This window comes from Psychrosphaera sp. F3M07 (assembly GCF_018860345.1).
GTDB classification, from domain to species: domain Bacteria; phylum Pseudomonadota; class Gammaproteobacteria; order Enterobacterales; family Alteromonadaceae; genus Psychrosphaera; species Psychrosphaera aquimarina.
Map to the genome: position 1 here is coordinate 149,856 of NZ_JAHKPJ010000002.1, position 26,843 is coordinate 176,698.

Sequence of the window (26,843 nt, forward strand, 5' to 3'; positions counted from 1 at the left end):
GTTTTTCAGAATAATCTAATTAATTAAATTAGAATTTGAAGCTAGCACTTAACTGCACGTAACGTGGAGTTTGGAATGCTAATGGACGACCAAATGAGTAATCGTTGATTACTGCAAATGAACCTTCAGCACTTTCATCTACACGAGTAACTGTAGCTGCATTAAATACGTTAAATACGTCAATTTTGAATGAAGTATCTAAGCCCATTAATTCAGTGTTATACGCTAAGTTTAAGTCTAAACGTGATTGCCATCCTAGACGACCCATTGAACCACGAGGGCTGAATGTCCAGTCATAAATAGCATTGCCATCACCGTCAACTTCACCAGTGTCATTCGCTAACCAGTAAGTATCACCGTAGTCAGCTTCGCCACCAAAGTTAGGGTGACCTAAACCAGTTGCATTGATAGGACGACCAGATTCAATGTTGAAGTTAAAGCCAGCTGTTAACTCGTCAGTGATTGCAACAGAACCGTAAACTTTGATGTTATGACGACGGTCATTTGGTAAGTAACCATAAGCACCATCCATCAATTCAGGGAAATCCCAGTCAGTTGTTAAACCAGCGTCAGTTTGACCGTTATCCGACTTAACCATACCTTCTGCATTACCTCTACTCTTAGACCAAGTGTAAGTGATGTTTACAGCCCAAACGTCATCCCATTGCTTAGCAAGATTAAGGTCAATAGCGTCGTATGTACGTTCTGCTTCTGGGTATACTAAATCTTCAGCAGAGAATGTCATCCAACCGTCAACTTCACCATCACAGTCTGTGTCACCAAATATTTCCATATCTTTACCTGGGTTACCAAGTACATATTGATGTGGAGCATAACCAGCAGCACAAGTGCCAGAGTTAACATATGCATGGTCGATGATCATGTCATCGATAGCACCGTTCATTGAACGGTTAGTATATTTAATACCAGCTGACCATTCATCACTAACCATAGTTTGGTAACCAATGATAATTTCATCTTGGTACATAGAATCTAAGTTGTTAGATACAATTGAACGAGTGTCAGGTGTTTCGCCACTAGATATTACTTCTAGATCGCCAATTTGAGCGCCAAGTGTGTAAGCATTTTTAGGATCACCAGTTAGGCCACCTAATTCGTAATATTCTCTTACATCTCTTTCGTTACCAGCTAGACGAACGTTTGTGTTGTTAGCTACAGGTAAGAAATAACGACCAACATTGATGAATGCTTTAGAGTCGCCGTCACCATTAACATCCCAAGCTAAACCTAAACGAGGTGCAATCATGCTATCGATTTTTGCGAACGTTTCACCACCAGCATTTTTATTATCAAACGCTTCGTTACGAAGACCGATAGTAGCGGTTAAGTTATCGTTAATCGCCCATGTGTCTTCAATATAAAACGCAGATGCTGTCGTTTCAAATGAACCACCAACTGTTCTATTACGACTACGGATGTAGTCAATATCTTCAGTTAGAGTTACATCATTAACTGCTGTACCGGCATTACCTGGGTATATTAACCAGTAAGCGCCATTTGGACCTGAATATAATTGATTAGAGAAAGATGTGTTAGTTTCGTTGTCGAAACCAAAGCGGATTAAGTGATCGTCGCCAAGTACCCATTCAAAGTCCATACGGAACGCTTCACGAGTATCTTCACCTTCTTCTAAGAAGTAATCAGAAGTGGTAGAACAACCAATCCATACATCGCCTACTGGGATGCTAGAGTTAGCGCCGTAATAAACACGGTAGTCACCAACAAGTTCACATTCGCCGCCAGTTGACGATTGTGTAGTCAAGTCATATGAGTTTTCACCATATAATACAGACATTGTTAAATCGTCGGTTAAATAACCAGTGTATTTAACAGACCAGTTTTGACCACCACTTTGATCAATAGCTGTTGATGCGTAAGTATTATTGCCGTCACCGTTGCCAGTGTAAACGTCAGTAACTGTTTCATTCTCATCAGAGAACGCTAAAAATTCTAAACGATGATTGTCTGAAATATTCCAGTCAATTTTTGCACCCCAGAAAGCATTATCTGAGCTGTCTTTATCTAAGTTACCATTTGATTTAGTACGGTCATACTCAGCTGATACATCACGTGGATTGTAAATAGCATAGTAGAATAATGTATCTTCAATTATCGCACCAGATGCCCAGATATTAGCTTGAGTGCTAGAGCGGCTGTCATTGTCTCTATAAGTGTACCAAGTACCGTCGTTTGCACGAACAGAAGGACTGTTTTCACGCATAGATTCAGGTTGCGTGTAAATGCTGCCACCCATAGCAAATTCGTTAGAACCAGATTTAGTTACGGCATTTACAACACCACCAGTTGAACGACCAAATTCAGCTGAATAACCACCAGTTTTAACTTGGAACGTTTCATAGAACTCATAAGGTACATTTGAGAAACCTAAACCGTTACGGAAGTTAGTAACGTTCAAACCATTAATGTAAGTAGAGTTTTCTGCAACAGAAGAACCACCGAAAGATGCACCGCCGAAACGAGAGTCACCACGAGTTGTACCTGGTGCTAATAAAGCAACAGAAGTAACATCACGAGGAACAGGAATTCGAGCTAGTTCAACAGCACCAATGTTTAACGCAGTTTCTGCAGTTGAAGTATCGATTGCTGAAATTGCACTACCTGTTACAGCAATACGTTCTACGCCTGCTTGGAACATAGTTGCGCTTACTGATGTCTCACCCAATCGAACACTAATGTTTTCAATTGTTTCAGACTCGTAACCAGCTTTAGTGGTTGTAACTGTGTATTCACCAATTGGTAAAGAAGGGAAACGGTAAGAACCATCATCGTTTGCGATAACTGTTCTTGTAAAACCTGTGTTCGAATTTTTAATTGTTACAGTAGCGCCTGCAATAACTGTTTTATTCGCATCAGTAACTAAACCTTTTAGAGTACCTGCATTATTTGCTGCGAAAACATTAGCAGACATACCTAAGGTAGTTGCAACTGCTAAAGCAGCAATACTACGTTTAAAATTTTTCATGTGATTTGTTCCTGGATTATTTTGTTATTTTTTTTACTAAGTGATGCTTAAAATGGAATCATTGATTTCATTTTGCACAACTTGCTGACTAATAGTAAACGTAACAAATTGTAAAGTTCAACACATTTCGTAATAAATGTTACATTTCGCAACATTTTGGTTAATTAAAGAGCAACTTTCTAGTGTAATACTATGAGATAGGCTGTTTAATAGGCTTTTACGGTGCAGATATCGGTAATTTACAATGTCACATCTACGTAATAATCAAAGGAGGGTCTGTATAATTTGTTGGTGAATGTAACAAATTATTGCCAAATTATATATTCTGAAGCTCATCACTTAATTTAATTTTTTATATCGCTTTGCAACTTGAGCCGGCATTTGGGCTGTGAATTGCGTATTTAAGCCATTTAACGCAACGAATATGCTGCTAGGATCAATTTGATCTAATTCAACTAAGGAGTAGGCCGCAGATTCTAATGTGGACATTCCACCTTTAAAATTGCTTTTCCTTATTTTGTATTCAGTTTCCGTACTAATGGCGAATGTTAAATGCATTAACGGACTGAGCCAAGGGTTTTGATACATGATTTTTTTTGCTTTATTCCAAGTACCATCGATTAAAATGATATTTTTAACTTTAGATATGATTTTGGGATCACTATTTATTGGTCGACTTTTTTCAGAAGGAAAGATAACGGCGTAGTGCTCTGGGTTGGCGGTAACCAATTGTTTTATTTCAAGGAAGTCAGTTTCAGATTCGCCAATATAAGTAGCGATATTATCTGATAATAACGTTAACAAACGAACGGTGTTTTTTGCATTTTTCACCTCAGACGGGTGTTGTAAGATTATTATCCGAGTTTTATGGTTAACTGGTTGCAGGTAACTACATAAACATGTTTTCACTGGATATTGGCATTTTTGGCAGATATCTCTAGGCATAAAACAGACTTTTATTAGATAAAAAGGTCTCATGAAGGTTTATCAATACCTTCATGAGATGAAGTTAGGCAATTTTATAATTTATTAAACGCATCAATAGAAAGGTTTTCAACGTTACCTTGATTCATTGCAATACTGTCTTCTAACCTAAATCCACCATAAGGTTTAAATTGTTCAACTCTATTCCAATTAAAATCTGTGTTGTCTTTTACCGAATCTAATAGCTGATCAATAAAGTAAATCCCAGGTTCAACCGTGAAGACCGTATTTTTTTCCATTCTACGTAGCAGTCGTAAATGCGGGTACCTAGGATCTTTAGTGAGCAACTCTCCTTGTTTATTGGCAAAGTGGCCACCCACATCATGTACTTGTGTGCCAATGTAATGGCCAACACCACATGGAAAGAATAGTTGGCTATAACCTTTTTCATAAGCTTGTTGGGCATCACATTTTACAATATCAAACTCAGATAATAATTTGGAAATACGGCGATGTGCCGAGTCATGAAAGTCAAAATACGCTTTGTTAACTTCAATTTCAGATAACAAATCAAAATATTCTACTTGGTAAGCATCGAACATTTGTTGAAATTCACTGGTGCCATTTAAATAGGTTCTACTTATGTCTGCGTTGTAACCATTAAACTCAGCGCCTGCATCTATAAGGAAAGATAACCTTTGTTGTGGTTGTTCTGTTTGGTAATCGTCGTAATGTAATACAGAGGCATTATGGTTAAAGGCAATAATGTTGTTATAAGGTAAACCAGACTCACGAATGTTTAATGATTCAAGGTAGGCTTGATGTATCTCTAGTTCAGTTTTACCGGCATAAAACGCATCTTTTGCGACAACATGTGCTTTTGCTGCCATAAAGTTAGCTACTCGCAAACATTCAATTTCATATTCAGTTTTATAGGCTCGGTTATATTCTATTTGGTTTATTAATAAAGCTGGATTAATTGCACCTAGACTTAAATCTTGGGTAATAGGCAAACCTATATATGCGAGAGATTTAGTTTTATCTTTAACGGCATTTTTAACATCAGCTATATTGGTGATGATGGTCAAGTCGAAATGTTGCTGCCACTCACCGTCTGGCAGTTGCGGTTGTGCATGCCAGTAGTCTAATTTCTGATTCAAAAATAAATGTGGCTTTTTACCTACTTCGACTAACACAAAACTTTCTGGTTGTTTTGTTAATGGTAACCAGTATTTAAAATGTGGGTTGGTTTTAAACGGATAGGCATTATCGTCTCTAAAACCATAACCACTATGACCTGAGTAGATTAACACGCTTTCAAAATTATTTTCTTGTAATGCCGATTCAAACGTTTGTTGCAGTTTTTGAATATGTTGTTGGTAAATAGAGATCATTAGCAAGCCTTGTCGAATGTATTAAATAGTGGTTATTTGTTCTTTTATAATGACACGTTATTTTATTTGATATGTCGGTTCATTCTTTTCTGTATAAAGAGTCCTAACACTATCACTACAAGCCCGATTACCGTTGATATATAAATAGGCTCTTTTAAAATCCAATTTATAAATAACAATGAAAGGAAAGGAGACATATAAATTAACGAACTAATTTGTGCGGTACGAATAGCATAAGACATCGCTTTTAACCAAAATACAAAAGCAATACTCATTTCAAATAACCCTATGTATATGCCCGCCGTAACATTGGTAACCGTAAAGTTAAAGGCATCCCAATTGTAAATGGCTAACAGCAATAACGCAGGCGTTCCGCATATAAAACAGATTAAAATAGACTCTATAGCGGGCGCATTGGTTCTTTTGTTTAATAGCCAGTAACTGGACCAAATTAAAGTAGAAAGAAATGCGAGTCCAAGACCTATCAAATCAAAATCTGGTAAATTGGCAAAATCAAATTGGGTGATCGAAATGATTACGCCAACATAACAAAGCGTGAGGCCTATCCCATCCCCTTTAGAAAACGTTTGTTTTAAGATAGGTATAGATAATATAGCTAAAACAATACCCCAAGTGTAATTAATTGACTGCGCAATCTGTGCGGGCAACCTTTCGTAAGCACCAAACAACACATAATAATATAATACCGGGTTAATATTGCCTAAGATCAAGTAGAGTAATGGGGTTTTTCTAAATATCGCCAAGAGGCTTTTTTTCTGTTTAGAAAATAGATAAACCACAAATAACACAATAAGTGACGACACTGATGAAACAACAACAAGCTGCGATAAGGTCGAATCACTAAGCGCTAATTTAAACGCCGTTGCTACGGTTGACCATAATAGAACACTGATCAACGCAAATTGGATGGCTTTGGTTTGATTTTTTTCCGTCATGGTTTTTCGTTCAAAAGATCTTGTTTCATGATCTCTTGATACGGCGGCCAACCTAAAGGTTTACCTGCTAAAACATGTAAATGGATATGGTAAACGGTCTGTCCACCATTTTGATTACAGTTCATCACAGCACGGTAACCGTCTTCTGCGAATCCTAACTCAGCTGCTATTTTTGCTGCAACAACGTATAAATGCCCCACTAAATGAGAGTTTTGTTCGTTAATGTCATTCATCGTCGCAATACGTACTTTAGGTATCACAAGAAAGTGAGTTGGGGCTTGAGGGTTTATGTCGTTAAATGCCAGCGCTAACTCATCTTCGTAAATAATAGTGGCAGGGATCTCTTTATTAATGATCTTATCGAAAATTGTGCTTTCTGACATGGTAAATACTCGTCTGGTTGTAATTTGGGGGATACTTTAATCAGCGTTGTTAATTAACGCAATCTTTAACAATGAAATATTCGACAACTTGTTACTTTATTAATACAAAAGTTAATTAGGTTAAAAACGAAATGGTGTTTTTGTTTGATGTTATTGGTTATGATAAGAAAAATTTTATCAACACAGTGACGCTTGTGAAATTCCACCGCTTTTTAATACAGATCATTACCTTAGTTAGTTTATTGTTTGGGACTTCTGCTTTTGCCGTTGAAGTTACTAACTTATATACAGGTAAAATCTTGGTTAACGATAAGACTCAAAAAACCAGAGTTAAAGCGCATCGTTGGGCAATTGAGCAAGTCTTATCTAAAGTCAGTGGTGATAAAGATATATTAGATAACGATGTGATTAAACGTGAAGTACAACACAGATCGGCTAATTATATTAAATCGTTTGCATTTAAAACCGATGAACAGGGTAGAACCTTTTTAGTCGATCAGTTTTATCAAACCAAAATCGATAAACTTATTAAATCCGTTGGTGGCTCTATTTGGGGACGTCGCAGACCAAATACATTGATTTGGTTAGTGGTCGAAGAAGGGGTTAACCGTTCTATTGTAGAACTTGAACAATACCCTCAGTTATCTGAAATACTAAGTCAATCTTCCGATGATCGTGGCCTTCCAGTTCTATTACCGTTGATGGACACCATAGATAAAGATGCGATTTATTCGTCTGATGTTTGGGCTCGTTTTGAAGGAACCGTTTCTGGGGCATCAGAACGCTATAATGCCGACAACTATATAATGGCTCGTATGCGTTTTGTTGATTCCAATAAAGAGCCTGAGTATCAAACTGGCTGGTTGTTACAATTTCAATTAATGAAAAACACCAAACAACTACTTAGCGATGAATTTAGCGGAGAGCAGTTTGCGGTTATCCGTTCAATGATAAACCGTGTTGGCGATTATTTTGCCTCTGAGTACGCCATCGATAGTGAACAAGTTGGGGCCGATAATTTAGAGCTAATATTAGAAAATGTGCCCAATATCGTTGCGTTAACCAAAGCGGAAAAGTACTTATCGTCTTTACCGCCAGTTACTGATGTTCAACTTATGAAAGTAAGCAAACAACAAGCTCAGTTTTATCTTAACTTATCTGGTGAAGGACTCGACGTTGTTCGGGCGTTAGCGTTATTACCTGAATTTGAAAAAATAACAGATGTAGAACAAAAACAACCACTTAAAAGTCTGACCATAGAACAGCAACTAGAGATACTAACACGTGAATATTTAGCACAAACGCAACAGGCTCAACAGTTAAATAATTCTGAAGGTGCAAAAAACGCGGTAGTGGAAGACGTTAAAAAGAAATCGATTACACTTAAATATAAATGGTTAGGTAAATAAAGTGCAATTATTACTGCCCGTTACGATTAACAGTAGTCAGACATTTTCTTCGTTTGTTACCCCTAAAAATGTACAAAACGTCATGACCAATGAAATAAGCCGAGCTATCGAATCAGATAGTTTTGTGGCTTTATATTTGGCAGGTAGCGACAGCAGTGGCAAAACTCACTTATTAACGTCTTGTTGTCATCATGCCAATGAAGTCGGTAAGTCGAGTATGCTGTTACCATTAGAACAAGTTGTAGACTCATCACCCGATTTAATATTGGGGTTAGAGAATGTCGAAGTCGTGTGTGTTGACAATATCGAAGCCATATCCAACAACTTAGAATGGGAAACGGCTATTTTTAACCTGTTTAATGCATTACAACAAAATAACGCCACGATCATATTTACGGCTTCGGATTTACCTACTAAAACTCAAATATCACTCCCTGATTTAGCGTCTCGTCTACAGTGGGGAACGTTGTTTCAAATCCCAACCTTATTAGAACAAGATAAAAGTCGTGCGCTTGTGCAACATGCGCACTACATGGGGTTTGAATTAACGGAAGAGGTGGCAAAGTTCATGTTAAATAGATTGCCACGTAAAATGTCGTTTTTGATGCAAGCGCTAAATACGCTTGCCAAACAAAGTATTGAAAAACAGAGGAAAGTTACGGTTCCTTTTGTTAAAGATATCCTAGAGATATAGCCAATTTATAGAACTATTTAGGCCTGATGTTACTGATAATATCACCTAAACTGCCATATTCAGAACCGCCTAATCTTGACAGCGGATTTACTTTATTAGCTAACACTTTGACTCTGCCTTTATCATCTAGATTAATCACTTCATCATTAATATAAATATGTTCAATTTTAGCGAAAATAAGCGTTTGCGGTGTTTCACCCAACTCCTGCGTTTCAAATAAAGTACAAGCAAAGGCAATATGACAATCTTTTAATCTAGGTAATAAAAACCCTTCAAATTCAACGGTTTCTAATCCGGTTGATAATAATTCAGACTCTCCGTGTTCTAAGGTCGCAGCCGAAGCTGTCACCGCTTTTGACTGGTCACTGTTGGCAATATGGATAACTAACTTTTTGTTTTGCTTTACATTAACCGTTGTATCTTTTGCCGAACCATCCGGTTTTTTACCAACAGAAAACATCAATAGTGGTGGTGCACTGGATACCGCAGTGAAATATGAAAATGGTGCAAGGTTATAATTCTGATCACCAGAGTCTGTTAACACCCAAGCAATTGGCCTTGGGATGATAGTTTGAGTCATTAAATGGTAGACGTTATTGGCTGATAACTGCTCTAAATTGACAAGCATAATAGGTTAATTTTCCACTTTTAAAACTAAAGGCTTAAGCATACAGAAAAAATAAGCGGAAAATCCATATAAATAAGGATTTAGCACTAATATTTTGTGTGCAATTAAGTTAGAATTCGCGGCTGTAATTTTTATTAAAAGTTTAGTGCCAATCAAACTAAGTTATTGGTATTTAAAGACCTTGGATTTTGTACCGAGCGTCAGAACAAATAAAGAGTGTTCCATGAATTTAGAAGAGATCGTTGGATTAGCTGAACAAGCAATCACACAAGCAAATGAAATCCAAGCACTGGAAGATGTGCGCGTTGAATATTTAGGTAAAAAAGGCAAGATCACTGAGTTACTTAAGTCTTTAGGTAAAATGGATCACGAGCAGCGTAAAGAAATGGGTCAAGCTATCAACATAGCTAAAGGCACAGTTCAAAAGTCAATTTCAGAGCGCCGTGAACAATTACAAACAGAAGCGCTAAATGCAAAATTAGCATCTGAAACGATTGACGTGACTTTATCTGGTCGTGGTGCAGAAATGGGTAACATTCACCCAGTGTCACGTACTATCGAGCGTATCCAATCATTTTTTGGTGATTTAGGCTTTGAAGTTAAACATGGTCCTGAAGTGGAAGATGACTTCCATAACTTTGATGCGTTGAATATCCCAGAGCACCATCCAGCGCGTGCAGATCATGATACTTTTTATTTTACGCCAAAAACGGTTTTACGTACTCAAACCTCGGGTGTTCAAATCCGTACAATGGAAAAAGAAACACCGCCGTTAAGAATTATCTCTCCTGGCCGTGTTTATCGTAATGATTACGATCAAACTCATACGCCAATGTTCCATCAGGTTGAAGGCCTTATGGTAGATAAAAACGTCAGCTTTGCTGAACTTAAGGGGGTGATTCATGACTTTTTACGTAACTTCTTTGAAGAAGACGTTCAAGTTCGTTTCCGTCCATCTTACTTCCCGTTCACTGAGCCATCGGCAGAAGTGGATATTATGGATAAAAATGGTAAATGGTTAGAAGTATTAGGCTGTGGCATGGTACATCCAAATGTATTACGTTCAGTAAATATTGACCCAGAACAGTACACAGGTTTTGCCTTTGGTATGGGTGTTGAGCGACTAACAATGTTGCGTTACGGCGTAAACGATTTACGTTCATTCTTCGAAAACGATCTTCGTTTCTTAAAGCAGTTTAAATAAGGATCTCACAAAATGAAATTTAGTGAAAAGTGGTTACGTGAGTGGGTTAATCCTGCAATTACAGTTGAAGAATTAGACGAACAGTTATCAATGGCTGGTTTGGAAGTTGATGGTGTTGAGCCAGCTGCAGCAGAATTTACCGGTGTGGTTGTTGGTGAAGTGGTTGAATGTGGCAAACATCCAGAAGCTGATAAATTACAAATTACCAAAATTAATGTAGGCAGTGCAGGCGATGGCGAATTAATCGATATCGTATGTGGTGCTAAAAACTGTCGCCAAGGTTTAAAAGTAGCGGTTGCTATGGTTGGTGCTGTTTTACCGGGCGACTTTAAAATCAAAAAAGCCAAATTACGCGGCCAGCCATCATTTGGTATGTTGTGTTCTTGGTCTGAATTAGGCATGGCTGATGACTCAGATGGCATCATGGAATTACCGGCAGATGCACCTTTAGGCACAAACATACGTGAGTTTTTACAATTAGACGACAACATTATTGAAATCGACTTAACACCAAACCGTAGCGACTGCTTAGGTATTGCAGGTGTGGCTCGTGAAGTTGGCGTATTAAATAACATTGATGTTACTCCGGTTGAAGTAACCGCGGTTGCAGCTAGCATTACCGATACGGTTGATGTTGAATTAGTCAACTCAAATGGATGCCCACGTTATTTAGCCAGAGTAATTAAAGGTATTAACTTAGACGCGACAACCCCGTTATGGATGGTTGAAAAATTACGTCGAAGTGGCATTCGTTCAATTGATCCCGTTGTTGATATAACAAACTTTGTATTGATTGAATTGGGTCATCCAATGCATGCGTTCGACTTAGCAAAAGTGGAAGGTGGCATTAAAGTACGTAACGCTAATAAAGATGAAAAATTAACTTTATTAGATGAGACAGAAGTGACATTAACAGAAGATACGTTAGTCATTGCTGATCATAATAAAGCATTAGCAATAGCTGGCATCTTTGGTGGTTTAGAGTCTGGCGTGTCTAACGAGACAAAAGACGTTATCTTAGAAAGTGCATTCTTCAATCCGGTTACTATTGCTGGACGCGCTCGTTCATACGGTCTTCATACTGATGCATCTCATCGTTATGAACGTGGTGTGGATTACGAATTACAACGTACAGCGATGGAACGTGCAACTCAGTTGTTACTTGAGATTTCTGGCGGTGAAGCAGGACCTATTGTTGAAGCGGTATCAGAAGCTGACTTACCAGCTCAAACAGCGATTGTATTACGTCGTGCACGTTTAGATCGTGTTTTAGGCCATGTAATTAGTGATGATGAAGTAACTACTATTTTAAATCGTTTAGGCTTAAAAACTGAATTTAAAGACAATAGCTGGTTTGCTATCTCGCCAAGCTTCCGCTTTGATATTAATATTGAAGAAGACTTAATTGAAGAAGTAGCCCGTGTTTACGGTTACAACAATATTCCAAATGTGGCACCTGTTGCTTCATTAAATATGCCTGTACGTAAAGAAGCTGTATTAGATAAAACGGTATTTTCTAATATCCTAACTACTCGTGGTTACCAAGAAGCAATTACATACAGTTTTGTTGACCCTAAAGTTCAAGAGAAGTTATTCCCAAAACAAACTGGATTAACGTTACCTCACCCAATTTCGGCTGATATGTCAGTGATGCGTGTGAGCTTATGGGCTGGTTTATTACCTGCAGTGGTTCGTAACCAAAATCGTCAGCAATCACGAGTTCGTTTATTTGAAAGTGGTTTGCGTTTTGTGCCTGATAACACGGCCGAAATGAACATTCGTCAAGAAGTGATGTTTTCTGGTGTTATTGCGGGTTCTATCGCGGGTGAATCGTGGGAAGAAAAAGCACGTCCAGTTGACTTTTACGATGTTAAAGCGGATGTTGAAGCCTTATTACAAAAATGCGTAGACAGCTCATCGTTCACTTTCCAGCCTTTAGCTGCGGACAGTGAATTGAATGTTGCATTACACCCTGGTCAATCTGCAGAGATTTACCGTGGTGATGTATTAGTCGGTCATGTAGGTGCGGTGCATCCTGCGGCTGAAAAAGCGTTAGGTTTAAACGGCAAAACATTTGTATTTGAACTATTGATGTCTGAACTAACTCAGCGTAATTTACCAGATGCAAAACCTGTATCTAAATTCCCTTCAAATCGCAGAGATATTGCGGTTGTTGTGAAAGAACAGGTAAATGCCGGTAATTTACTAAAAGAAATAGAAAAAGTTGGCGGAAATCAATTAGTTGACCTAAACTTGTTTGATGTTTACCGTGGTGAAGGCATCGGTGAAGGTTTTAAAAGCTTAGCAATCTCAATTATTTTACAAGATGTTGAAAAAACATTGGAAGAACAAGAGATTAATACTAAGATTGAACAAGTCGTTAATACGTTAACTGAAAAATTTGAAGCAACGCTTAGGGATTAAAACACTATGGCACTAACCAAAGCAGAAATCGCAGAACATTTATTTGAAAAAGCAGGCATTAACAAAGCCGATGCGAAAGATTTGGTTGAAGCTTTTTTCGAAAAAGTGAGAACTACACTAGAAGACGGTGAACAGGTTAAGTTATCTGGTTTTGGTAATTTTGAATTACGTGAAAAACAATCGAGACCTGGCAGAAATCCTAAAACTGGTGAAGATATTCCAATCTCTGCTCGTCGAGTAGTCACCTTTAGACCGGGCCAGAAGTTGAAGGCTAGGGTAGAAGTTGGTACAGCTCAATTGATTGAAAAACAAAAGTAGTGGAATTAATAGGTCATCAAGTGTGGCCTATTTTTTATAACCAATAAAAAACCAGCTAAATGCTGGTTTTTTTGTTTTTTGAATTTACTAAAGTTTTTAGTAGAAACCGTGAGGCGTTCTGCAATCCATACCTAAAGTAGATAGGTAATCTAACCAAAAGTTAGCTGGGTTATAACCATCACCTTGTTTAACTACAGTATAACCTGTAGATGTTACTGCAACTGGAGCCGCTTTTTTAGCCGCCGCTTTTTTCTTAGCCGGTGCTTTTTCTTTAGCAGGAGCCGCCGCTTTAGCAGGGGCTGCTGTAGAACCTGAAAGTTCTGCAGTCAAATCAACTAATGCTGCTAGACGAACATTTTTTCCGCCATCAATACTGTACCAACCACCTTTTGCTTCAATTTGTGGTTCTTTTTTATTTACTTTTTTGTAAGCTTCAGTGAAGTCAGACAAGACTTGATCTTTGTCTAGTGTGCTCATTATATTTACCTGAATTTAGTAAGAATTTAAGTTGAGCCTTATTTATACAAAGTTTTTCTACCTATATCAACTTATCGGCCCAACTTAAGCCAAATTAACAGTAAAAAAGCCTAAATAGGGTTATAAACATAGAAAAATAACAATTACACTAGCGTTAACGTGAAACATCAATTGCGAATTAAATTTATGAAAACCAAGCAACTTACACAATATCTTAATCAACTATTAAACTCGAATAACATAAATGATTATTGTCCTAATGGTTTACAAGTTGAAGGCAAACCAGAGATCGGAAAAATAATCACAGGTGTTACCGCTAGCGAAAGGTTAATCGATGCAGCTATCGAACATCAGGCCGATGCAATATTGGTGCATCATGGTTACTTTTGGAAAGGTGAGTCGCAAGTTATTACCGGTTTGAAAAAAAATCGATTAGCCAAATTATTAAAACATGACATTAACTTACTAGCTTATCATTTACCTATCGATGTTCATTCTGACTTGGGCAATAACGCCGTGTTAGCCAACTTACTTGGTATAACCAATGTAGTACCAGTGGAGTCGGTTAAACCTAAAGGCGTGTTGATGCAAGGGAAGCTCTCTACACCAATGTCGATTGATCAATTTGGACAGTTAGTTAACTCAAAATTACAACGTGAGCCTTTAATTAATGCCGTTAATAATGAGCTCGTCTCAACGATTGCTTGGTGTACAGGTGGTGGTCAAGGTTATATAGATGTTGCCGCGGAACTAGGTGTTGATGTGTTTTTAACCGGAGAAGCATCGGAACAAACCATTCACAGCTCTAGGGAGTTTGGTATTCACTTTGTCGCCGCGGGACATCATGCAACCGAACGTTATGGTGTGAAAAGCGTAGGTGAGCATTTAGCCAATGAATTCGGGTTAGATGTTCAGTTTGTTGATATTCATAACCCAGTGTAAAAACGAGTCTTTAATCTAATGTCTAAAAATGATTGTAACTTTGATACTCGTACTAAAACCTTTAAAAATAATATTTATGGCACTGGCAAAGGGAAAATTCGTGAGGCCGTTTTACTACAAGATCTAACCCAATACTTAACGCAGCAATGTGAGAATAAAGCAGAAAAAAAATCAGCATTTAAAATCTTAGATGTGGGGGGAGGACAAGGTCAAATCGCCTTACAATTGGCCGAGATGGGATTTGATGTCACCTTATCCGATATTTCAGCTGACATGTTAGCCATGGCTCAAGAGTCGGCTCAAGAGCGTTCATTAACGAATTTGACCTATATTCATAGTGCCTTACAAGATTTACCTAACCAACTTAATCAAAAATACGACTTAGTCTTGTGTCATGCGGTATTTGAGTGGTTAGAAAACCCAAAACAAGCGTTTGAATTGTTAATCCAATTTTGTACGGCAAAAGGGGGTATTTCGTTAATGTTTTATAATCAAGCAGGGCAAGTGTTGAGTAATTTAGTTTACGGCAACTTTGATTATATTCGCAGTGGTATGAAAGCTAAAAAAGTGGTGAAACTTAATCCACAGTCAGCGTTAAATTCAGAAGAGGTTTACAGTTGGTGTGACGAATTTAACCTTAATATATTGGTTAAATCCGGCGTAAGGTGTTTTCATGATTACATGCGAGATACCTCAAAGTGGGATTCAGACTTTGACAATATTCTGCAAATGGAATTACAGTATTGCCAACAAGAACCTTACGCCAGTATTGGCCGTTATATGCACTTATTAATCACAAAGTAATTTCAGATATATTTAAGGATGACTATGAAACTGTATGGCTCAACAACCTCACCATACGCAAGGCGTTTACGTTTATTTATGGCCGAGATGGAATACGAATTTATTAACATAGACGTATTTGGTGACGATAGGACATTATTAAAAGAGAAAAATCCTACCTTAAAAATACCCATGTTGGAGGATCTGGATAATGCCACTTGCCCTATTATTTATGACTCAGGTGTGATCTATCAATACTTAGTTAATAAGTTTAAATTAAGCAAACTATCCATCACTCAACAAACCCAATTAGCGGTGATTGATGCGTGTACGGACGCTTTACTTAATATGTTGTTTTTGGCACGAAGTGGGGTAGACACAACTCAAGACAATTTATACTTTAATGCGCAAAGAGAACGAACCGTCACGTCGCTTAAACAGTTGGAAAAGCTTGTGTCAGACAAACATATCCACGAATGGGATTATGTCGCAATCAGCTTGTACTGTTTGGTCGAGTGGGCTGAGTTTCGTCAATTAGTCGACCTGTCAGAATATCGTAATATAAACGCCTTTATGGCCGTAAACGATTACCATAAAGGCATAAAACAAACTAAACCCTCAGCGTGATTAAACAATCACAACTGAGTTGTCCTCGTAACTTAAGGGAGAAGGAAGGTAGGCGTCTGCTTGCCAATCGTTTTCCCAAGTTTGCTCATCCAATAAATACCTGAATTGATACGCCTGATCTTTGTCTAAATCTAACGTTAAGGTGAAATCACCAGACTTTAATTTCTTCATGGGGGCGGGTTGCCAATTATTAAAGTCGCCTGACAGTAAAGCGACATTAGCCTGTTTACTTTCATCTTTTGGTAATTTAAAGGTGACTTTACAAATGGGTTTAGTTTTTAAATACTTTTTACTTAAGCTCATATTAAAATCCTTCTACATAAAGGTTGAGATTGGGGATCGTCAAATCTTAATATAGAAGGATTAACGCATTTTGATATAGAATTTGAGTAATTACTCTGATGAAATCGTTTGCATCAAACAAGTCATATAAATGGTATGTTTTTTGACCGCATTATGGATTGAAAAATGAGGCATAAAAAAACCGTTAATTTTAACGGTTTTTTTAGTTCGTCAGATAAGTGGATGATTAAGACTTATCAGAATACCCTTGGTTATGTACATCAAACATAGCGCGTCCAGAAGGGTCAGCATTTGCTGTAAAGCTCGCATCCCATGCTAACGCTTCAGGCGTTGAACATGCTACCGATTTACCACCTGGTACACATTCAGCCGCTGAATCTAACGGGAAGTGCTCTTCAAAGATAGTACGGTAGAAATACGCTTCTTTTGAATCCGGCGTATTATGAGGGAAACGGTATTGTGCACTTGCCATTAATTGATCGGTTACTTTTGATTCTGCAGATTCAACTAATGTGTCTATCCAGCTGTAACCAACGCCATCAGAGAACTGTTCTTTTTGACGCCACAGTACTTCTTCCGGTAAGTAACCTTCAAATGCTTCACGTAAAATGTGTTTTTCCATTTTTCCGTTACCACACATTTTAAGTGCAGGATTGGTGCGCATCGCAATGTCCATAAAGTCTTTGTCTAAAAATGGTACGCGTGCTTCCACGCCCCAAGCTGACATTGCCTTATTTGCACGAGCACAATCAAACATGTGTAGACGTTTGATCTTACGCACTGTTTCTTCGTGGAACTCTTTCGGGTTTGGTGCTTTATGGAAATATAAATAACCACCAAATAATTCATCAGCGCCTTCACCAGACAATACCATTTTTATGCCCATCGCTTTTATTTTACGTGACATTAAGTACATAGGAGTAGAGGCACGAATGGTTGTAACATCGTACGTTTCTAAGTGATAGATAACATCACGGATTGCATCTATGCCTTCTTGAATAGTGTAGGTGATCTCATGGTGAATAGTACCAATTGCATCAGCTACTTTTTGCGCGGCAATTAAGTCAGGTGCACCGTCTAAACCAACAGCAAATGAATGCAGTTGTGGCCACCATGCTTTTGATTTACCTTCATCTTCTACTCGTTTTTGGGCAAACTTTTGCGCAACCGCAGAAATAACAGAAGAATCTAAACCTCCAGATAATAAAACACCATAAGGTACGTCAGACATCATGTGTGATTTAACCGCGTCGCTTAATGCATCATGAATTTGTTTAGCGTCGCCTTTGTTGTCTTTAACGGCATCAAACTCAAACCAATCTCTTGTATAATATTGTTTGATCTCACCGTCTTTACTAGACCAGTAATGTCCCGGAGGAAATTCTGAAATAGTGCGGCAAACCGGCACTAACGCTTTCATTTCAGAGGCAACATACAGTTGTCCGTCTACGTCATAACCGTAATACAAAGGAATGATCCCCATATGGTCACGAGCGATCAAATAACTGTCGTTTGTGTCGTCATATAAGATAAACGCAAACATGCCTTTTAATTTGTCTAAAAACTCAATGCCATCTTGCTGATATAGTGCAAGAATGATTTCACAGTCTGACTGAGTCTGGAAGGTATAGTCAGTGGTTAACTCTGCTTCAAGAGCTTTATGATTATAAATTTCGCCATTAACGGCTAAGATGTGATTTCGATTTTGATTATATAGAGGTTGCGCGCCATTCTCTAAGTCAACAATCGATAAACGCTCGTGAGCAAGAATCGCATTGTCGTTATTCCAAATACCAGACCAATCTGGGCCACGGTGACGTAATAGGCCAGATAATTCTAGCGCTTTAACTCGTAAATCTGCAACGTCAGTAGTAACGTCCAGTACTCCAAAAATAGAACACATAAGTAGTTCTCTCCATTAAATCAAAATCACAATAATTAAAGTCATACACTAAGCGTTTGGCGCGGCTTTGGTATATGACATCTATAATAACTTAACAATAAGTTAGATTAGAGCTTGTACTTTAATCAAGCCCAGCCTGAGACTGCCACAGATGATTAGCCAATGCCAAGTGATTTTTATGCAATTAATAAATGTAGGAATCAAAAGGAGAAAAAAGCATCACCAAGTGTTTAAAAATAATACGTAGAAGGTAAGGTTAATTACCTTCTAACGATTCTGAAGTGACATAAAAAGCAATGACTAACATCATGCCTGATACGATATACACAGGATTAATACCCAAGAATAAACTCGATAGATCAATTAGTTTATTGGTTAACGGTAAGTTGCCTTCAAATAAGATGAGAAAGACAGATAAAATAGTTATGCAGACAAAAATTGAACAAGTCATGATTTTCTGTCTTAACTTTAAATAACCTTGTTGTCTTTTTATCAATGTATTTAAAACTTGTTTGCTAAAACCATCGTCTGACAATACGGGTAACGATTGTTGTAACAGGGCGTCTATGTTTCTATTCACTATGCTGCTCCTCGTTTTTTGTCCTTAGAGTTATCGACGTTTTTCTCAGATAGTAATTCCATTATTTTAGCTTTACCACGAGAAATATGTGATTTAACCGTCCCTATCGGTAATTGCATAATCTTTGATATTTCTTGATGTGTATGACCAAAATTAGAGTTAAGTGTAATGGCTGAACGTTCTTCATGGGTCACATAATACAGAGCTTGTTCTATTAAAATTTGCGGCTCAATATTATCCGTTATTTGTATCTCAATGGGGTCATCATTTAATACCAATTTATTTTTTCGGATATATTGTAAAAAATGTCGGTAACAAATCGTTAATAGCCAACCAATAAAGCTGCCTCTCGCATCATAGTTTTTAACTTTCTCAAATGCTGTAATAAAGGTTTCTTGTGAGATATCGTCAGCAAGTGCATTGTCACCTTTACATAATCGTCTGGCATAATTTCTTATTTGACTCTGATGCAAAGTAACTAATTTGGCAAAGGCATGATGATTTTCATCTACGATAACCTTTGCAATTAATTTAGATTCAATAATATCCATTAAATAGCGCTAAATTACGATTCAAGCTTTTCATGTAATTTAAACACTAATATATACGCAAACCCAATAATAATTGGGAACATACTGAAGCCAATCATCACTTTAGTTTCAAGTTCACCCGCTGGTGAAAATATACCGAACAACGCAAAAGCAATACCAAAAGCGATAAAAATAATACCGCGTTTTAGGTCGGCAAAAGGGCGCTTTTTATCTAACAATTTTTCAATGGTTTCTGGCGATAATGTTTCTCCTTTTTCAATGGCCAGTTGTAATGTTTCTTGTAGTTGCTTCTTAGATTTAGAATTAAAAAACATAAAACTAACCGTAATAATGGCAACCGCCAAAAAGAAAGTAATAGGAACTAAAATATCGTGCATGGTCACTCCGAGTTGTTGTATAAAATATAGTTGTTAAGTAGATGCAGCAAAAACGAATTTAGATGCAAAAAGTTTAATTTATTTAAAAAATATACAAGATCTCTATGCGCTAATGCGATTTATAATAAACAGACACTGAATCTACTTATTTAATTTATATATTATTTTTTCTGAAAACGGATGGTCGGGGGATGTGGTATAAAATGGAAAATGTGCAACGTTAGGTGAATTAGGATAAAACTGAGGTTCTAAACAAATTCCTTGTCGCGGTAATAAAGGAGACGTCAAATAATCACTGGTATACACTTGTAACCCCGGATAACCAGAAATAACTTCAAGGGTTAAATCCTGTGCTGGACTTACTAAAACGGCAGACGCTTTGTTGGTGTCATTAACCACATAATTATGGTTAATTAATTTTGAGCCTATGATGTTTGGTTTAGTGAAATCAAATTCTGTATTTTGCACCTCATCTACATTACCAGTAGGAATTCCTTCGTTATCAACTGGTGTATAATGTTGGCAATTTAACCATAAAGAATGTTGGTCAATTAGGGATGTCTTATTAGCATTAACACCTGATAAGTTAAAATACGCATGACCTGTAGGGCCAATAAATGTTTCTTTTTCGCTATATGCATTAATGTTAATTTTTAGCTGACTGGTTTGTTCAGCCAAACGATATTCAACCTCAAAGGTGATGGAACCAGGGAAGCCATTAAAGCCATCTTCTAACCAATATTTTAAGGTAATGGCCCGAGTAGAATGTTCTTTAACCTGCCACATACAAGATTCTAAGGCATTGTTGCCACTATGTAGTACGTTGTTCCCTTCATTTGCCGCTAGTTTATGCAATACTCCGTTTAACTGGACCGTCGCATCCTTTATTCTATTGGCATACGGCCCCGCGATTGCCCCACAATAACTAGGATCGTCCCGATACAATTCATAATCTTGATAACCAACAATAATATTTCTGGATTGGCCGTTAACCAAGGTATCCCATTTAACGAGGCGAGCGCCTAAGTTAATAATAGATACATTGTCACCAACCTGATTTTGAATCGTAAATGTTTTTATCATATTTCACTAAAGTCATATAACGAGAAAGAAATAATAGTCAAAATTGCATCATTTAAACAGCATTGATTTTATTCGTTTTTAATGGCGCTATAAACCGCTAAATCAAACCAGTAAAATCAAAACATACTGCTAAGTGGGTTAACATTCAGTAATGTTAACCGCTAAGCCGCCACGTGCTGTCTCTTTGTATTTTGACTTCATGTCATTGCCGGTATCCCACATGGTTTTTATCACCTTGTCTAAAGATACTTTTTGACCGCCCGTACCACGTAGGGCTAGTCGAGCCGCATTGATGGCTTTGATTGAGCCCATGGCATTACGTTCTATACAAGGCACTTGAACCAATCCGCCAACAGGGTCGCAGGTCAAACCTAAGTTATGCTCCATGCCAATTTCGGCTGCATTTTCAACCTGTTCAACACTGGCGCCTTGAATTTCGGCTAATGCCCCAGCGGCCATGGAACAAGCCACGCCTACTTCACCTTGGCAGCCAACTTCTGCGCCAGAAATGGAGGCATTCTTTTTATATAAAATACCAATTGCGCCAGCGGTTAATAAATAACGCACAATCAAATCATCATCTAATGGTTGAACAAACTTATGATAATACATGAGCACAGCTGGAATGATGCCAGCAGCTCCGTTAGTTGGCGCGGTAACCACACGGCCGCCGTCGGCATTTTCTTCATTCACGGCTAAGGCAAATAAGTTAACCCAGTCCATCACCATCAATGGATCTTTGGTTTGATCCGCCGATAACTTACGTTTAAGTGAAGACGCGCGGCGTTTTACTTTTAGCCCGCCAGGTAAAATGCCTTCAGTACGAATACCGCGCTCAATACAAGCTTCCATCACGTGCCAAAGTTTAACCAACTCAGCGCGTATGGTTTTTTCATCTTGAAACGTTTTTTCGTTCGCCATCATTAATGCCGGTATGCTTAACCCATGGGTTGTACATTTTTCTAGTAGTTCAGCACCGCTGGAAAATTCATAAGGAACGGCTTGGTCTATTTGTTCAAGTTTTGCAGTTTGTTTTTGTAATTCAAAGTCTTCATGTTTGACAATAAAACCACCACCAATGGAATAGTAGGTTTGTTCAAATATGATTTCAGTGCCAGCACTTGTATTGCCGTAAGCAAAAAACGTTAACCCATTGGAGTGAGCAGGTAAGGTTTTTCTACGATGGAAAACGATCGCATTGGTTCTAGGGAATTGAACTAGATGTTTACCTAACAAGTTAATCGTCTCAGATTGTTCTATTAACTGTAATTTATCTTTAACGGTGTCCGGGTCTATGGTTTCAGGCATCTCACCTAATAAACCTAAGATAACGGCTTTACCGGAACCATGGCCAATGCCTGTTTGGCCTAGGGAACCATATAATTCCGTTTTAATAAAACTGACTTGTTGCAACAAGTTTTTGTGCTCTAAGGTATCTACGAATTCGCGCGCGGCTTTCATAGGTCCAACGGTATGAGAACTAGACGGCCCAATGCCGACACTAAACATATCAAAAACACTTAACATAAATATGGATCTTCATTTCAAAATATTGAAACTATTGTAGCTTAGATTGTAACTATTCACACCCACTTACGCATGAGTAAAACTTATTCGAAATGTAAAATTAATTGGTCAATTATGGCGGCGGTAGCACCCCATATTAACTTGCCTTGGTATGGCATAAAATGTACAGGGTGTTTAGTATTATCAACGTAATGGCTTATTATATGGTGTTTATCTCTATTGGTGAAGTGCGTCAATGGCACTTCAAATGCATTATCTACTTCCCCAGGGTTTAACGTTAAATCGCTAATGTCTTCAATTAATCCTACTAATGGATGTAAGCTGAAATTTGAAATGGTTTGAAAACTTGGTAACCAACCTAAAGTCGTGATTTTGGTTTCGTCAATACCCACTTCCTCATAGGTTTCTCTTAACGCGGTAAAAGTTAACGAGTGATCGTCTGGGTCAGCTTTGCCGCCAGGAAAGCTAATTTGGCCAGGATGATGGCGCATGTGTTTGGCTCTTTGGGTAAATAAGAGGGTTAAACCCGTAGGTCGTTTTATAACAGGTACCAGAACAGCCGCGTTTTGTGTTTTGCTGTTAGGCTCAAAACGTGTGACAGGTTTTTTATTCTGTAAATTGTACAAACAAAATCGGCTAGAAAACTGCTCTGGTGTCATCTTGTTACCTTTGCTGATCGAGTTTCAATCGTCGCTTCATATTATTTATAAATAACATAACAGGTTATGCGCTTTCCAATATAGGTAGTATTTTATTCACTTTATCTAAGGTTTCTTGGTATTCCTCATCACAAACGGAGTCGGCCACTAAACCGCCGCCAGCCCAACAATGTATTTTGTTTTGATTACAAACTAACGTACGGATAGAGATATTACTGTCCATATCTCCATTAGGTTTAACATAACCTATCGCACCACAATAAACACTTCTAGGATTGGGTTCCAATTGATGAATTATTTCCATTGCCCGTATTTTGGGTGCACCAGTAATAGACCCGCCAGGGAATGCACCACGTAATACATCCAATGCGGAAAACTGTGGGTCTAAGGTTGCGGTGACTTTACTGACCAAATGATGTACTGCGGGAAAACTTTCTATTTCAAATAATTCTGGCACGTCCACCGTGCCAGGTACTGCCACTTTTGATAAGTCGTTACGCAACAAATCAACAATCATCAAGTTCTCAGCTCGGTCTTTGGTCGCATTTTGTAACTGCTTTGCTAGTTCAATATCTTTAGCTTTATCAGCGTGTCTAGGCCTAGTGCCTTTGATTGGCTTAGTTTCAATTATGTTATTTTTTACTTCGATAAAACGTTCTGGTGACACACTTAATACTGCTCCGTTTTTATGACGAATAAAACTAGAAAAGGGCGCAGAATTTTGTTTTCTTAACTTGTTATAAGCCGTCCATTCAGAGCCGTATTCACTACCCGAGTAACCCGCACTAAAACGCTGTGCTAAATTGATTTGATAACAATCACCGGATAATAGATGTTGCTGAACTTGCTGAAATTTTTCTGCGTACTCAACTTTAGTCATATTGGATAACCATGGGGTGGTTAACTTAAAATTTAACTCGGTCTGTTGCGATAAGTTATTGATTTGTATTTCTAATTGAATCCATTTTTGCGGTGCTTGTTCATCTTGACTGACAAAATGTATTTGTTTGTTTTGGTGATCAACCACAATTGCAGAAGCATAAATACCAATAAACATATTGGGCATGTTGATATCAGATGTTTTAGGGTTAGGTAAGGTTTCAAAGTGGCCGCCCAGTTCGTAATCCCAATAACCCACAGCACCACCAGTGAAGGGTAATTCAGAGTCAATAACCGTGAGTGAATCTAAACATAGTTGCACTTGCTCTAATGGGTCGGTACTAACTTTTGATATTAACTCGTCACCGCGATAAACAAATGTATGTTGGTTAACCGTTTCAATGGTAAAGCTGGGTTCCCATACAAAAATAGACACATTACTATTTTTGTGGTCGCTTGATGCAGAGTCCAAAAACATAGCGCCATGTTCTTTTTGTAACAAAGAATAGAGTTGTTCAAGCTGACTTGCAGTTAACGACAGAGACTTTACGAAAAGGGTGTTTGACATTACGAAAACCTAAAAGCTAAATAATGGTTAACAAATAAGCAGTTAGAGTGATTTTGCTATGTTAACTTGTTGGTTTAATTTTAGAGGGAGGTTATCATCGATATACAACAATTTCAGTAACCTTGTGCTAGCGACCAGTAATTAAGTTTTAACTGCGATAAAACTAGCCAATTATTTAATTCTTACTATGTTGATTAGTATGCAAAACAATCAGGGATCATTATGACTGTCATTCGCCAACAAGATTTTATCGAAAGTATTGCAGATGCCCTGCAATATATTTCGTATTACCATCCATTAGATTACGTTAAAGCCGTTGAAGTTGCTTATAACAAAGAGCAAAACCCAGCAGCAAAAGATGCAATGGCACAAATTTTAATTAACTCAAGAATGTCAGCAGAAGGGCACAGACCGATTTGCCAAGACACAGGCATAGTAACTTGTTTTGTTAAAGTGGGCATGGACGTTAAATGGGATGATACGTCATTAACTGTACAAGAAATGGTAGACGAAGGTACTCGCCAAGCTTACATGAATCCAGATAACCCATTGCGCGCCTCAATTGTGGCAGACCCTGCAGGTACTCGTAAAAATACCAAAGACAATACCCCATCGGTTGTGCATATCGACCTAGTAAAAGGTGCCGGTATTGAAGTGATGATCGCAGCCAAAGGCGGCGGTTCAGAAAATAAATCTAAAATGGCGATGTTAAATCCGTCAGACGACATTGTTGAATGGATCAAGAAAACCGTTCCAACCATGGGCGCTGGTTGGTGTCCACCGGGCATGTTAGGCATAGGCATTGGCGGCACCGCTGAAAAAGCCGCAGTTATGGCAAAAGAATCGTTGATGGACCCTGTTGATATTCAAGAGTTAATTGAACGTGGTCCTGAAACAACGGAAGAAAAACTACGTATAGACATTCTTAACGCAGTAAATGATTTAGGTATAGGCGCACAAGGTCTTGGCGGGTTAACCACGGTTGTTGATATCAAGATCAAATCTTGCCCAACACACGCCGCTTCAAAACCAGTAGTGATGATCCCTAACTGTGCAGCTACACGTCATATTCACTTCCACTTAGATGGTTCTGGTCCTGCAGATCTTAAACCACCTCGTGTTGAAGACTGGCCAGAAGTAACATGGGAATTGGGTGACAACGTTCGTCGAGTTAATATCGACAACATCACCAAAGCAGAAATTGCAGACTGGAAAGCCGGTGAAACCGTTTTACTTAGCGGTAAAATATTAACAGGACGTGATGCGGCTCATAAACGCATTAAAGACATGTTAGATAACGGCGAAGGTTTGCCAGAAGGCGTGGACTTTAATAATCGTTTCATCTACTACGTTGGCCCAGTTGACGCAGTACGTGATGAAGTTTGTGGTCCAGCAGGCCCAACAACGGCAACACGTATGGATAAATTTACCGACATGATGTTAGAAGACACAGGTCTTATTGGCATGATAGGTAAATCTGAACGTGGTCCAGCTACAGTAGATTCAATCGCTAAAAACAAAGCCGTTTACTTAATGGCTGTTGGTGGCGCGGCGTATTTAGTATCTAAAGCAATCAAGAAATCTCGTGTTGTTGCTTTTGGTGATTTAGGTATGGAAGCGATTTACGAATTTGAAGTTGAAGATATGCCGGTTTCGGTTGCCGTAGATTCTACAGGTAACAACGTACACGAAACGGGCCCTGCTATTTGGCGTGGCAAAATTGCAGAGGCAAAAGCTAAAAAGTAGTTTTTGGGTTTAGCTTTTATGTGAGTTATTTAAGAGAGGAACCTAAGGTTCCTTTTTTTGTTTGTTTTATTTTTAACTCGAAACTCGAAACTCGAAACTCGAAACTCGCAGCTCGTGACTCGTCGCTTTTGTTATTTCACCTGCGGCGAAGGCATAATTCTCTTTCAAGAAATCGACTGAGAAATAACAAGGCCACCCACCTCAATTTGACAGTTAGTTAAACTGCACTAGACTTACTTGTACCTATATTGATACATTGAGTGTTTTGCTTATGCCTAGACCCAGAGAATTTCAAATTAGCTTATCGGATACGCCGTATTATCACTGCATCTCTCGTTGTGTTCGTAGGGCATTTTTATGTGGTGAAGATAAACAAACCCATCAATCTTATGAGCACAGAAGACAATGGGTAGAAGATAAGCTGTTATTTCTCCCGCACGTATTTCCAGTAGATAGTACTGCTAATGCACTAAGCACTTATCAGACCAATCCTACATAAC

At 38.2% G+C, this 26,843-nt stretch carries 26 protein-coding genes; 10 read left to right on the top strand and 16 right to left on the bottom strand.

The window, feature by feature from the left end:
* Positions 1-28: 28 nt before the first annotated feature.
* The 5 genes from KO505_RS00935 to KO505_RS00955 all read right to left on the bottom strand — a co-directional run bounded on the left by KO505_RS00935 (position 29) and on the right by KO505_RS00955 (position 6,661).
* Positions 29-3,004, bottom strand: a complete 2,976-nt coding sequence (locus tag KO505_RS00935; protein WP_216053559.1) for a TonB-dependent receptor — start codon at positions 3,002-3,004, stop codon at positions 29-31.
* A 339-nt stretch (positions 3,005-3,343) separates the two neighbouring features.
* Positions 3,344-3,949, bottom strand: coding sequence for a tRNA-uridine aminocarboxypropyltransferase (locus tag KO505_RS00940; RefSeq protein WP_216053560.1), 606 nt, complete (start codon positions 3,947-3,949; stop codon positions 3,344-3,346).
* Positions 3,950-4,023: 74 nt separating this feature from the next.
* Complete coding sequence (gene pepQ / locus KO505_RS00945; protein WP_216053561.1) at positions 4,024-5,322, bottom strand: Xaa-Pro dipeptidase; 1,299 nt, start codon at positions 5,320-5,322, stop codon at positions 4,024-4,026.
* Positions 5,323-5,384: 62 nt separating this feature from the next.
* Positions 5,385-6,278, bottom strand: a complete 894-nt coding sequence (locus KO505_RS00950) for a DMT family transporter (protein ID WP_216053562.1) — start codon at positions 6,276-6,278, stop codon at positions 5,385-5,387.
* The gene (locus KO505_RS00955) at positions 6,275-6,661 is read right to left on the bottom strand and encodes a histidine triad nucleotide-binding protein (protein WP_216053563.1); all 387 of its coding nucleotides are present in this window, start codon (positions 6,659-6,661) and stop codon (positions 6,275-6,277) included. The genes KO505_RS00950 and KO505_RS00955 overlap by 4 nt, the downstream gene beginning before the upstream one ends.
* A gap of 131 nt (positions 6,662-6,792) precedes the next feature.
* Here KO505_RS00955 and KO505_RS00960 point away from each other — a divergent pair, with 131 nt between their 5' ends.
* Both KO505_RS00960 and hda read left to right on the top strand, forming a co-directional pair.
* Positions 6,793-8,070, top strand: a complete 1,278-nt coding sequence (locus tag KO505_RS00960) for a DUF2066 domain-containing protein (RefSeq protein WP_216053564.1) — start codon at positions 6,793-6,795, stop codon at positions 8,068-8,070.
* A 1-nt stretch (position 8,071) separates the two neighbouring features.
* Positions 8,072-8,764 (top strand): DnaA regulatory inactivator Hda, encoded by a 693-nt coding sequence (gene hda, locus KO505_RS00965; RefSeq protein WP_216053565.1) that lies wholly within the window; start codon positions 8,072-8,074, stop codon positions 8,762-8,764.
* Between the two features lie 13 nt (positions 8,765-8,777).
* Here the strand turns inward: hda and KO505_RS00970 are convergent, their stop codons facing one another.
* Positions 8,778-9,392, bottom strand: a complete 615-nt coding sequence (locus KO505_RS00970) for a flavin reductase family protein (protein ID WP_216053566.1) — start codon at positions 9,390-9,392, stop codon at positions 8,778-8,780.
* 223 nt (positions 9,393-9,615) lie between these two features.
* On the opposite strand from KO505_RS00970, the gene pheS reads away from it, so the two are divergent.
* From pheS to KO505_RS00985, 3 genes are read left to right on the top strand one after another with little or no spacing between them, the layout of a single operon-like run.
* Entirely contained in the window at positions 9,616-10,596 is a 981-nt protein-coding gene (gene pheS, locus KO505_RS00975; protein ID WP_216053567.1) for a phenylalanine--tRNA ligase subunit alpha, read from the top strand.
* A gap of 12 nt (positions 10,597-10,608) precedes the next feature.
* Positions 10,609-13,020, top strand: a complete 2,412-nt coding sequence (gene pheT / locus KO505_RS00980; protein ID WP_216053568.1) for a phenylalanine--tRNA ligase subunit beta — start codon at positions 10,609-10,611, stop codon at positions 13,018-13,020.
* A gap of 6 nt (positions 13,021-13,026) precedes the next feature.
* The gene (locus tag KO505_RS00985) at positions 13,027-13,338 is read left to right on the top strand and encodes an integration host factor subunit alpha (protein WP_216053569.1); all 312 of its coding nucleotides are present in this window, start codon (positions 13,027-13,029) and stop codon (positions 13,336-13,338) included.
* A gap of 96 nt (positions 13,339-13,434) precedes the next feature.
* On the opposite strand, the gene KO505_RS00990 is transcribed toward KO505_RS00985, so the two are convergent.
* Positions 13,435-13,815 (bottom strand): hypothetical protein, encoded by a 381-nt coding sequence (locus KO505_RS00990; protein WP_216053570.1) that lies wholly within the window; start codon positions 13,813-13,815, stop codon positions 13,435-13,437.
* 186 nt (positions 13,816-14,001) lie between these two features.
* Between KO505_RS00990 and KO505_RS00995 the strand changes: the two genes are divergently transcribed.
* Genes KO505_RS00995 through KO505_RS01005 form a run of 3 tightly spaced genes read left to right on the top strand, consistent with a single transcriptional unit; the run spans position 14,002 to position 16,167 of the window.
* Positions 14,002-14,757 carry a Nif3-like dinuclear metal center hexameric protein gene (locus KO505_RS00995; protein ID WP_216053571.1) on the top strand — a complete coding sequence of 252 codons (756 nt, stop codon included), beginning with the start codon at positions 14,002-14,004 and terminating at the stop codon, positions 14,755-14,757.
* A gap of 18 nt (positions 14,758-14,775) precedes the next feature.
* Positions 14,776-15,561, top strand: coding sequence for a methyltransferase domain-containing protein (locus KO505_RS01000; RefSeq protein ID WP_216053572.1), 786 nt, complete (start codon positions 14,776-14,778; stop codon positions 15,559-15,561).
* 24 nt (positions 15,562-15,585) lie between these two features.
* Entirely contained in the window at positions 15,586-16,167 is a 582-nt protein-coding gene (locus KO505_RS01005; RefSeq protein WP_216053573.1) for a glutathione S-transferase family protein, read from the top strand.
* Here the strand turns inward: KO505_RS01005 and KO505_RS01010 are convergent, their stop codons facing one another.
* The 9 genes from KO505_RS01010 to pabB all read right to left on the bottom strand — a co-directional run bounded on the left by KO505_RS01010 (position 16,168) and on the right by pabB (position 24,597).
* Complete coding sequence (locus tag KO505_RS01010) at positions 16,168-16,470, bottom strand: isoamylase early set domain-containing protein (RefSeq protein WP_216053574.1); 303 nt, start codon at positions 16,468-16,470, stop codon at positions 16,168-16,170.
* 226 nt (positions 16,471-16,696) lie between these two features.
* Entirely contained in the window at positions 16,697-18,373 is a 1,677-nt protein-coding gene (gene asnB, locus KO505_RS01015; RefSeq protein ID WP_216053575.1) for an asparagine synthase B, read from the bottom strand.
* A 256-nt stretch (positions 18,374-18,629) separates the two neighbouring features.
* Positions 18,630-18,953 carry a hypothetical protein gene (locus KO505_RS01020; protein ID WP_216053576.1) on the bottom strand — a complete coding sequence of 108 codons (324 nt, stop codon included), beginning with the start codon at positions 18,951-18,953 and terminating at the stop codon, positions 18,630-18,632.
* A complete protein-coding gene (locus tag KO505_RS01025; RefSeq protein WP_216053577.1) occupies positions 18,953-19,504 on the bottom strand; it encodes an RNA polymerase sigma factor in 552 nt (183 codons plus the stop codon). Before KO505_RS01025 ends, KO505_RS01020 begins: the two co-directional genes overlap by 1 nt.
* A 14-nt stretch (positions 19,505-19,518) precedes the next feature.
* Positions 19,519-19,881 carry a DUF6249 domain-containing protein gene (locus tag KO505_RS01030; protein ID WP_216053578.1) on the bottom strand — a complete coding sequence of 121 codons (363 nt, stop codon included), beginning with the start codon at positions 19,879-19,881 and terminating at the stop codon, positions 19,519-19,521.
* 141 nt (positions 19,882-20,022) lie between these two features.
* Positions 20,023-20,964 carry an aldose epimerase family protein gene (locus KO505_RS01035; protein WP_216053579.1) on the bottom strand — a complete coding sequence of 314 codons (942 nt, stop codon included), beginning with the start codon at positions 20,962-20,964 and terminating at the stop codon, positions 20,023-20,025.
* Positions 20,965-21,102: 138 nt separating this feature from the next.
* The gene (locus KO505_RS01040) at positions 21,103-22,491 is read right to left on the bottom strand and encodes an L-serine ammonia-lyase (protein ID WP_216053580.1); all 1,389 of its coding nucleotides are present in this window, start codon (positions 22,489-22,491) and stop codon (positions 21,103-21,105) included.
* A gap of 83 nt (positions 22,492-22,574) precedes the next feature.
* Positions 22,575-23,150, bottom strand: coding sequence for a CoA pyrophosphatase (locus KO505_RS01045; RefSeq protein WP_216053581.1), 576 nt, complete (start codon positions 23,148-23,150; stop codon positions 22,575-22,577).
* 64 nt (positions 23,151-23,214) lie between these two features.
* The gene (pabB, locus tag KO505_RS01050; protein WP_216053582.1) at positions 23,215-24,597 is read right to left on the bottom strand and encodes an aminodeoxychorismate synthase component I; all 1,383 of its coding nucleotides are present in this window, start codon (positions 24,595-24,597) and stop codon (positions 23,215-23,217) included.
* A 222-nt stretch (positions 24,598-24,819) separates the two neighbouring features.
* On the opposite strand from pabB, the gene KO505_RS01055 reads away from it, so the two are divergent.
* The gene (locus KO505_RS01055; protein WP_216053583.1) at positions 24,820-26,343 is read left to right on the top strand and encodes a fumarate hydratase; all 1,524 of its coding nucleotides are present in this window, start codon (positions 24,820-24,822) and stop codon (positions 26,341-26,343) included.
* A gap of 271 nt (positions 26,344-26,614) precedes the next feature.
* Positions 26,615-26,842 (top strand): Type I secretion system protein TolC, encoded by a 228-nt coding sequence (locus KO505_RS01060; protein ID WP_216053584.1) that lies wholly within the window; start codon positions 26,615-26,617, stop codon positions 26,840-26,842.
* The last annotated feature ends 1 nt before the right edge of the window (position 26,843 follow it).

Coding starts and splice junctions, on each gene's coding strand:
- KO505_RS01000 (WP_216053572.1), top strand. CDS start 14,776: ATGTCTAAAAATGATTGTAACTTTGATACTCGTACTAAAACCTTTAAA.
- KO505_RS00940 (WP_216053560.1), bottom strand. CDS start 3,949: ATGCCTAGAGATATCTGCCAAAAATGCCAATATCCAGTGAAAACATGT.
- KO505_RS00950 (WP_216053562.1), bottom strand. CDS start 6,278: ATGACGGAAAAAAATCAAACCAAAGCCATCCAATTTGCGTTGATCAGT.
- KO505_RS00990 (WP_216053570.1), bottom strand. CDS start 13,815: ATGAGCACACTAGACAAAGATCAAGTCTTGTCTGACTTCACTGAAGCT.
- KO505_RS01010 (WP_216053574.1), bottom strand. CDS start 16,470: ATGAGCTTAAGTAAAAAGTATTTAAAAACTAAACCCATTTGTAAAGTC.
- KO505_RS00970 (WP_216053566.1), bottom strand. CDS start 9,392: ATGCTTGTCAATTTAGAGCAGTTATCAGCCAATAACGTCTACCATTTA.
- KO505_RS01030 (WP_216053578.1), bottom strand. CDS start 19,881: ATGCACGATATTTTAGTTCCTATTACTTTCTTTTTGGCGGTTGCCATT.
- KO505_RS01045 (WP_216053581.1), bottom strand. CDS start 23,150: ATGACACCAGAGCAGTTTTCTAGCCGATTTTGTTTGTACAATTTACAG.
- pepQ (WP_216053561.1), bottom strand. CDS start 5,322: ATGATCTCTATTTACCAACAACATATTCAAAAACTGCAACAAACGTTT.
- KO505_RS01025 (WP_216053577.1), bottom strand. CDS start 19,504: ATGGATATTATTGAATCTAAATTAATTGCAAAGGTTATCGTAGATGAA.
- KO505_RS01005 (WP_216053573.1), top strand. CDS start 15,586: ATGAAACTGTATGGCTCAACAACCTCACCATACGCAAGGCGTTTACGT.
- asnB (WP_216053575.1), bottom strand. CDS start 18,373: ATGTGTTCTATTTTTGGAGTACTGGACGTTACTACTGACGTTGCAGAT.
- KO505_RS00960 (WP_216053564.1), top strand. CDS start 6,793: ATGGTGTTTTTGTTTGATGTTATTGGTTATGATAAGAAAAATTTTATC.
- KO505_RS01060 (WP_216053584.1), top strand. CDS start 26,615: ATGCCTAGACCCAGAGAATTTCAAATTAGCTTATCGGATACGCCGTAT.
- KO505_RS00985 (WP_216053569.1), top strand. CDS start 13,027: ATGGCACTAACCAAAGCAGAAATCGCAGAACATTTATTTGAAAAAGCA.
- pheS (WP_216053567.1), top strand. CDS start 9,616: ATGAATTTAGAAGAGATCGTTGGATTAGCTGAACAAGCAATCACACAA.
- KO505_RS00955 (WP_216053563.1), bottom strand. CDS start 6,661: ATGTCAGAAAGCACAATTTTCGATAAGATCATTAATAAAGAGATCCCT.
- KO505_RS01035 (WP_216053579.1), bottom strand. CDS start 20,964: ATGATAAAAACATTTACGATTCAAAATCAGGTTGGTGACAATGTATCT.
- pabB (WP_216053582.1), bottom strand. CDS start 24,597: ATGTCAAACACCCTTTTCGTAAAGTCTCTGTCGTTAACTGCAAGTCAG.
- KO505_RS00995 (WP_216053571.1), top strand. CDS start 14,002: ATGAAAACCAAGCAACTTACACAATATCTTAATCAACTATTAAACTCG.
- KO505_RS01055 (WP_216053583.1), top strand. CDS start 24,820: ATGACTGTCATTCGCCAACAAGATTTTATCGAAAGTATTGCAGATGCC.
- KO505_RS01040 (WP_216053580.1), bottom strand. CDS start 22,491: ATGTTAAGTGTTTTTGATATGTTTAGTGTCGGCATTGGGCCGTCTAGT.
- KO505_RS00935 (WP_216053559.1), bottom strand. CDS start 3,004: ATGAAAAATTTTAAACGTAGTATTGCTGCTTTAGCAGTTGCAACTACC.
- pheT (WP_216053568.1), top strand. CDS start 10,609: ATGAAATTTAGTGAAAAGTGGTTACGTGAGTGGGTTAATCCTGCAATT.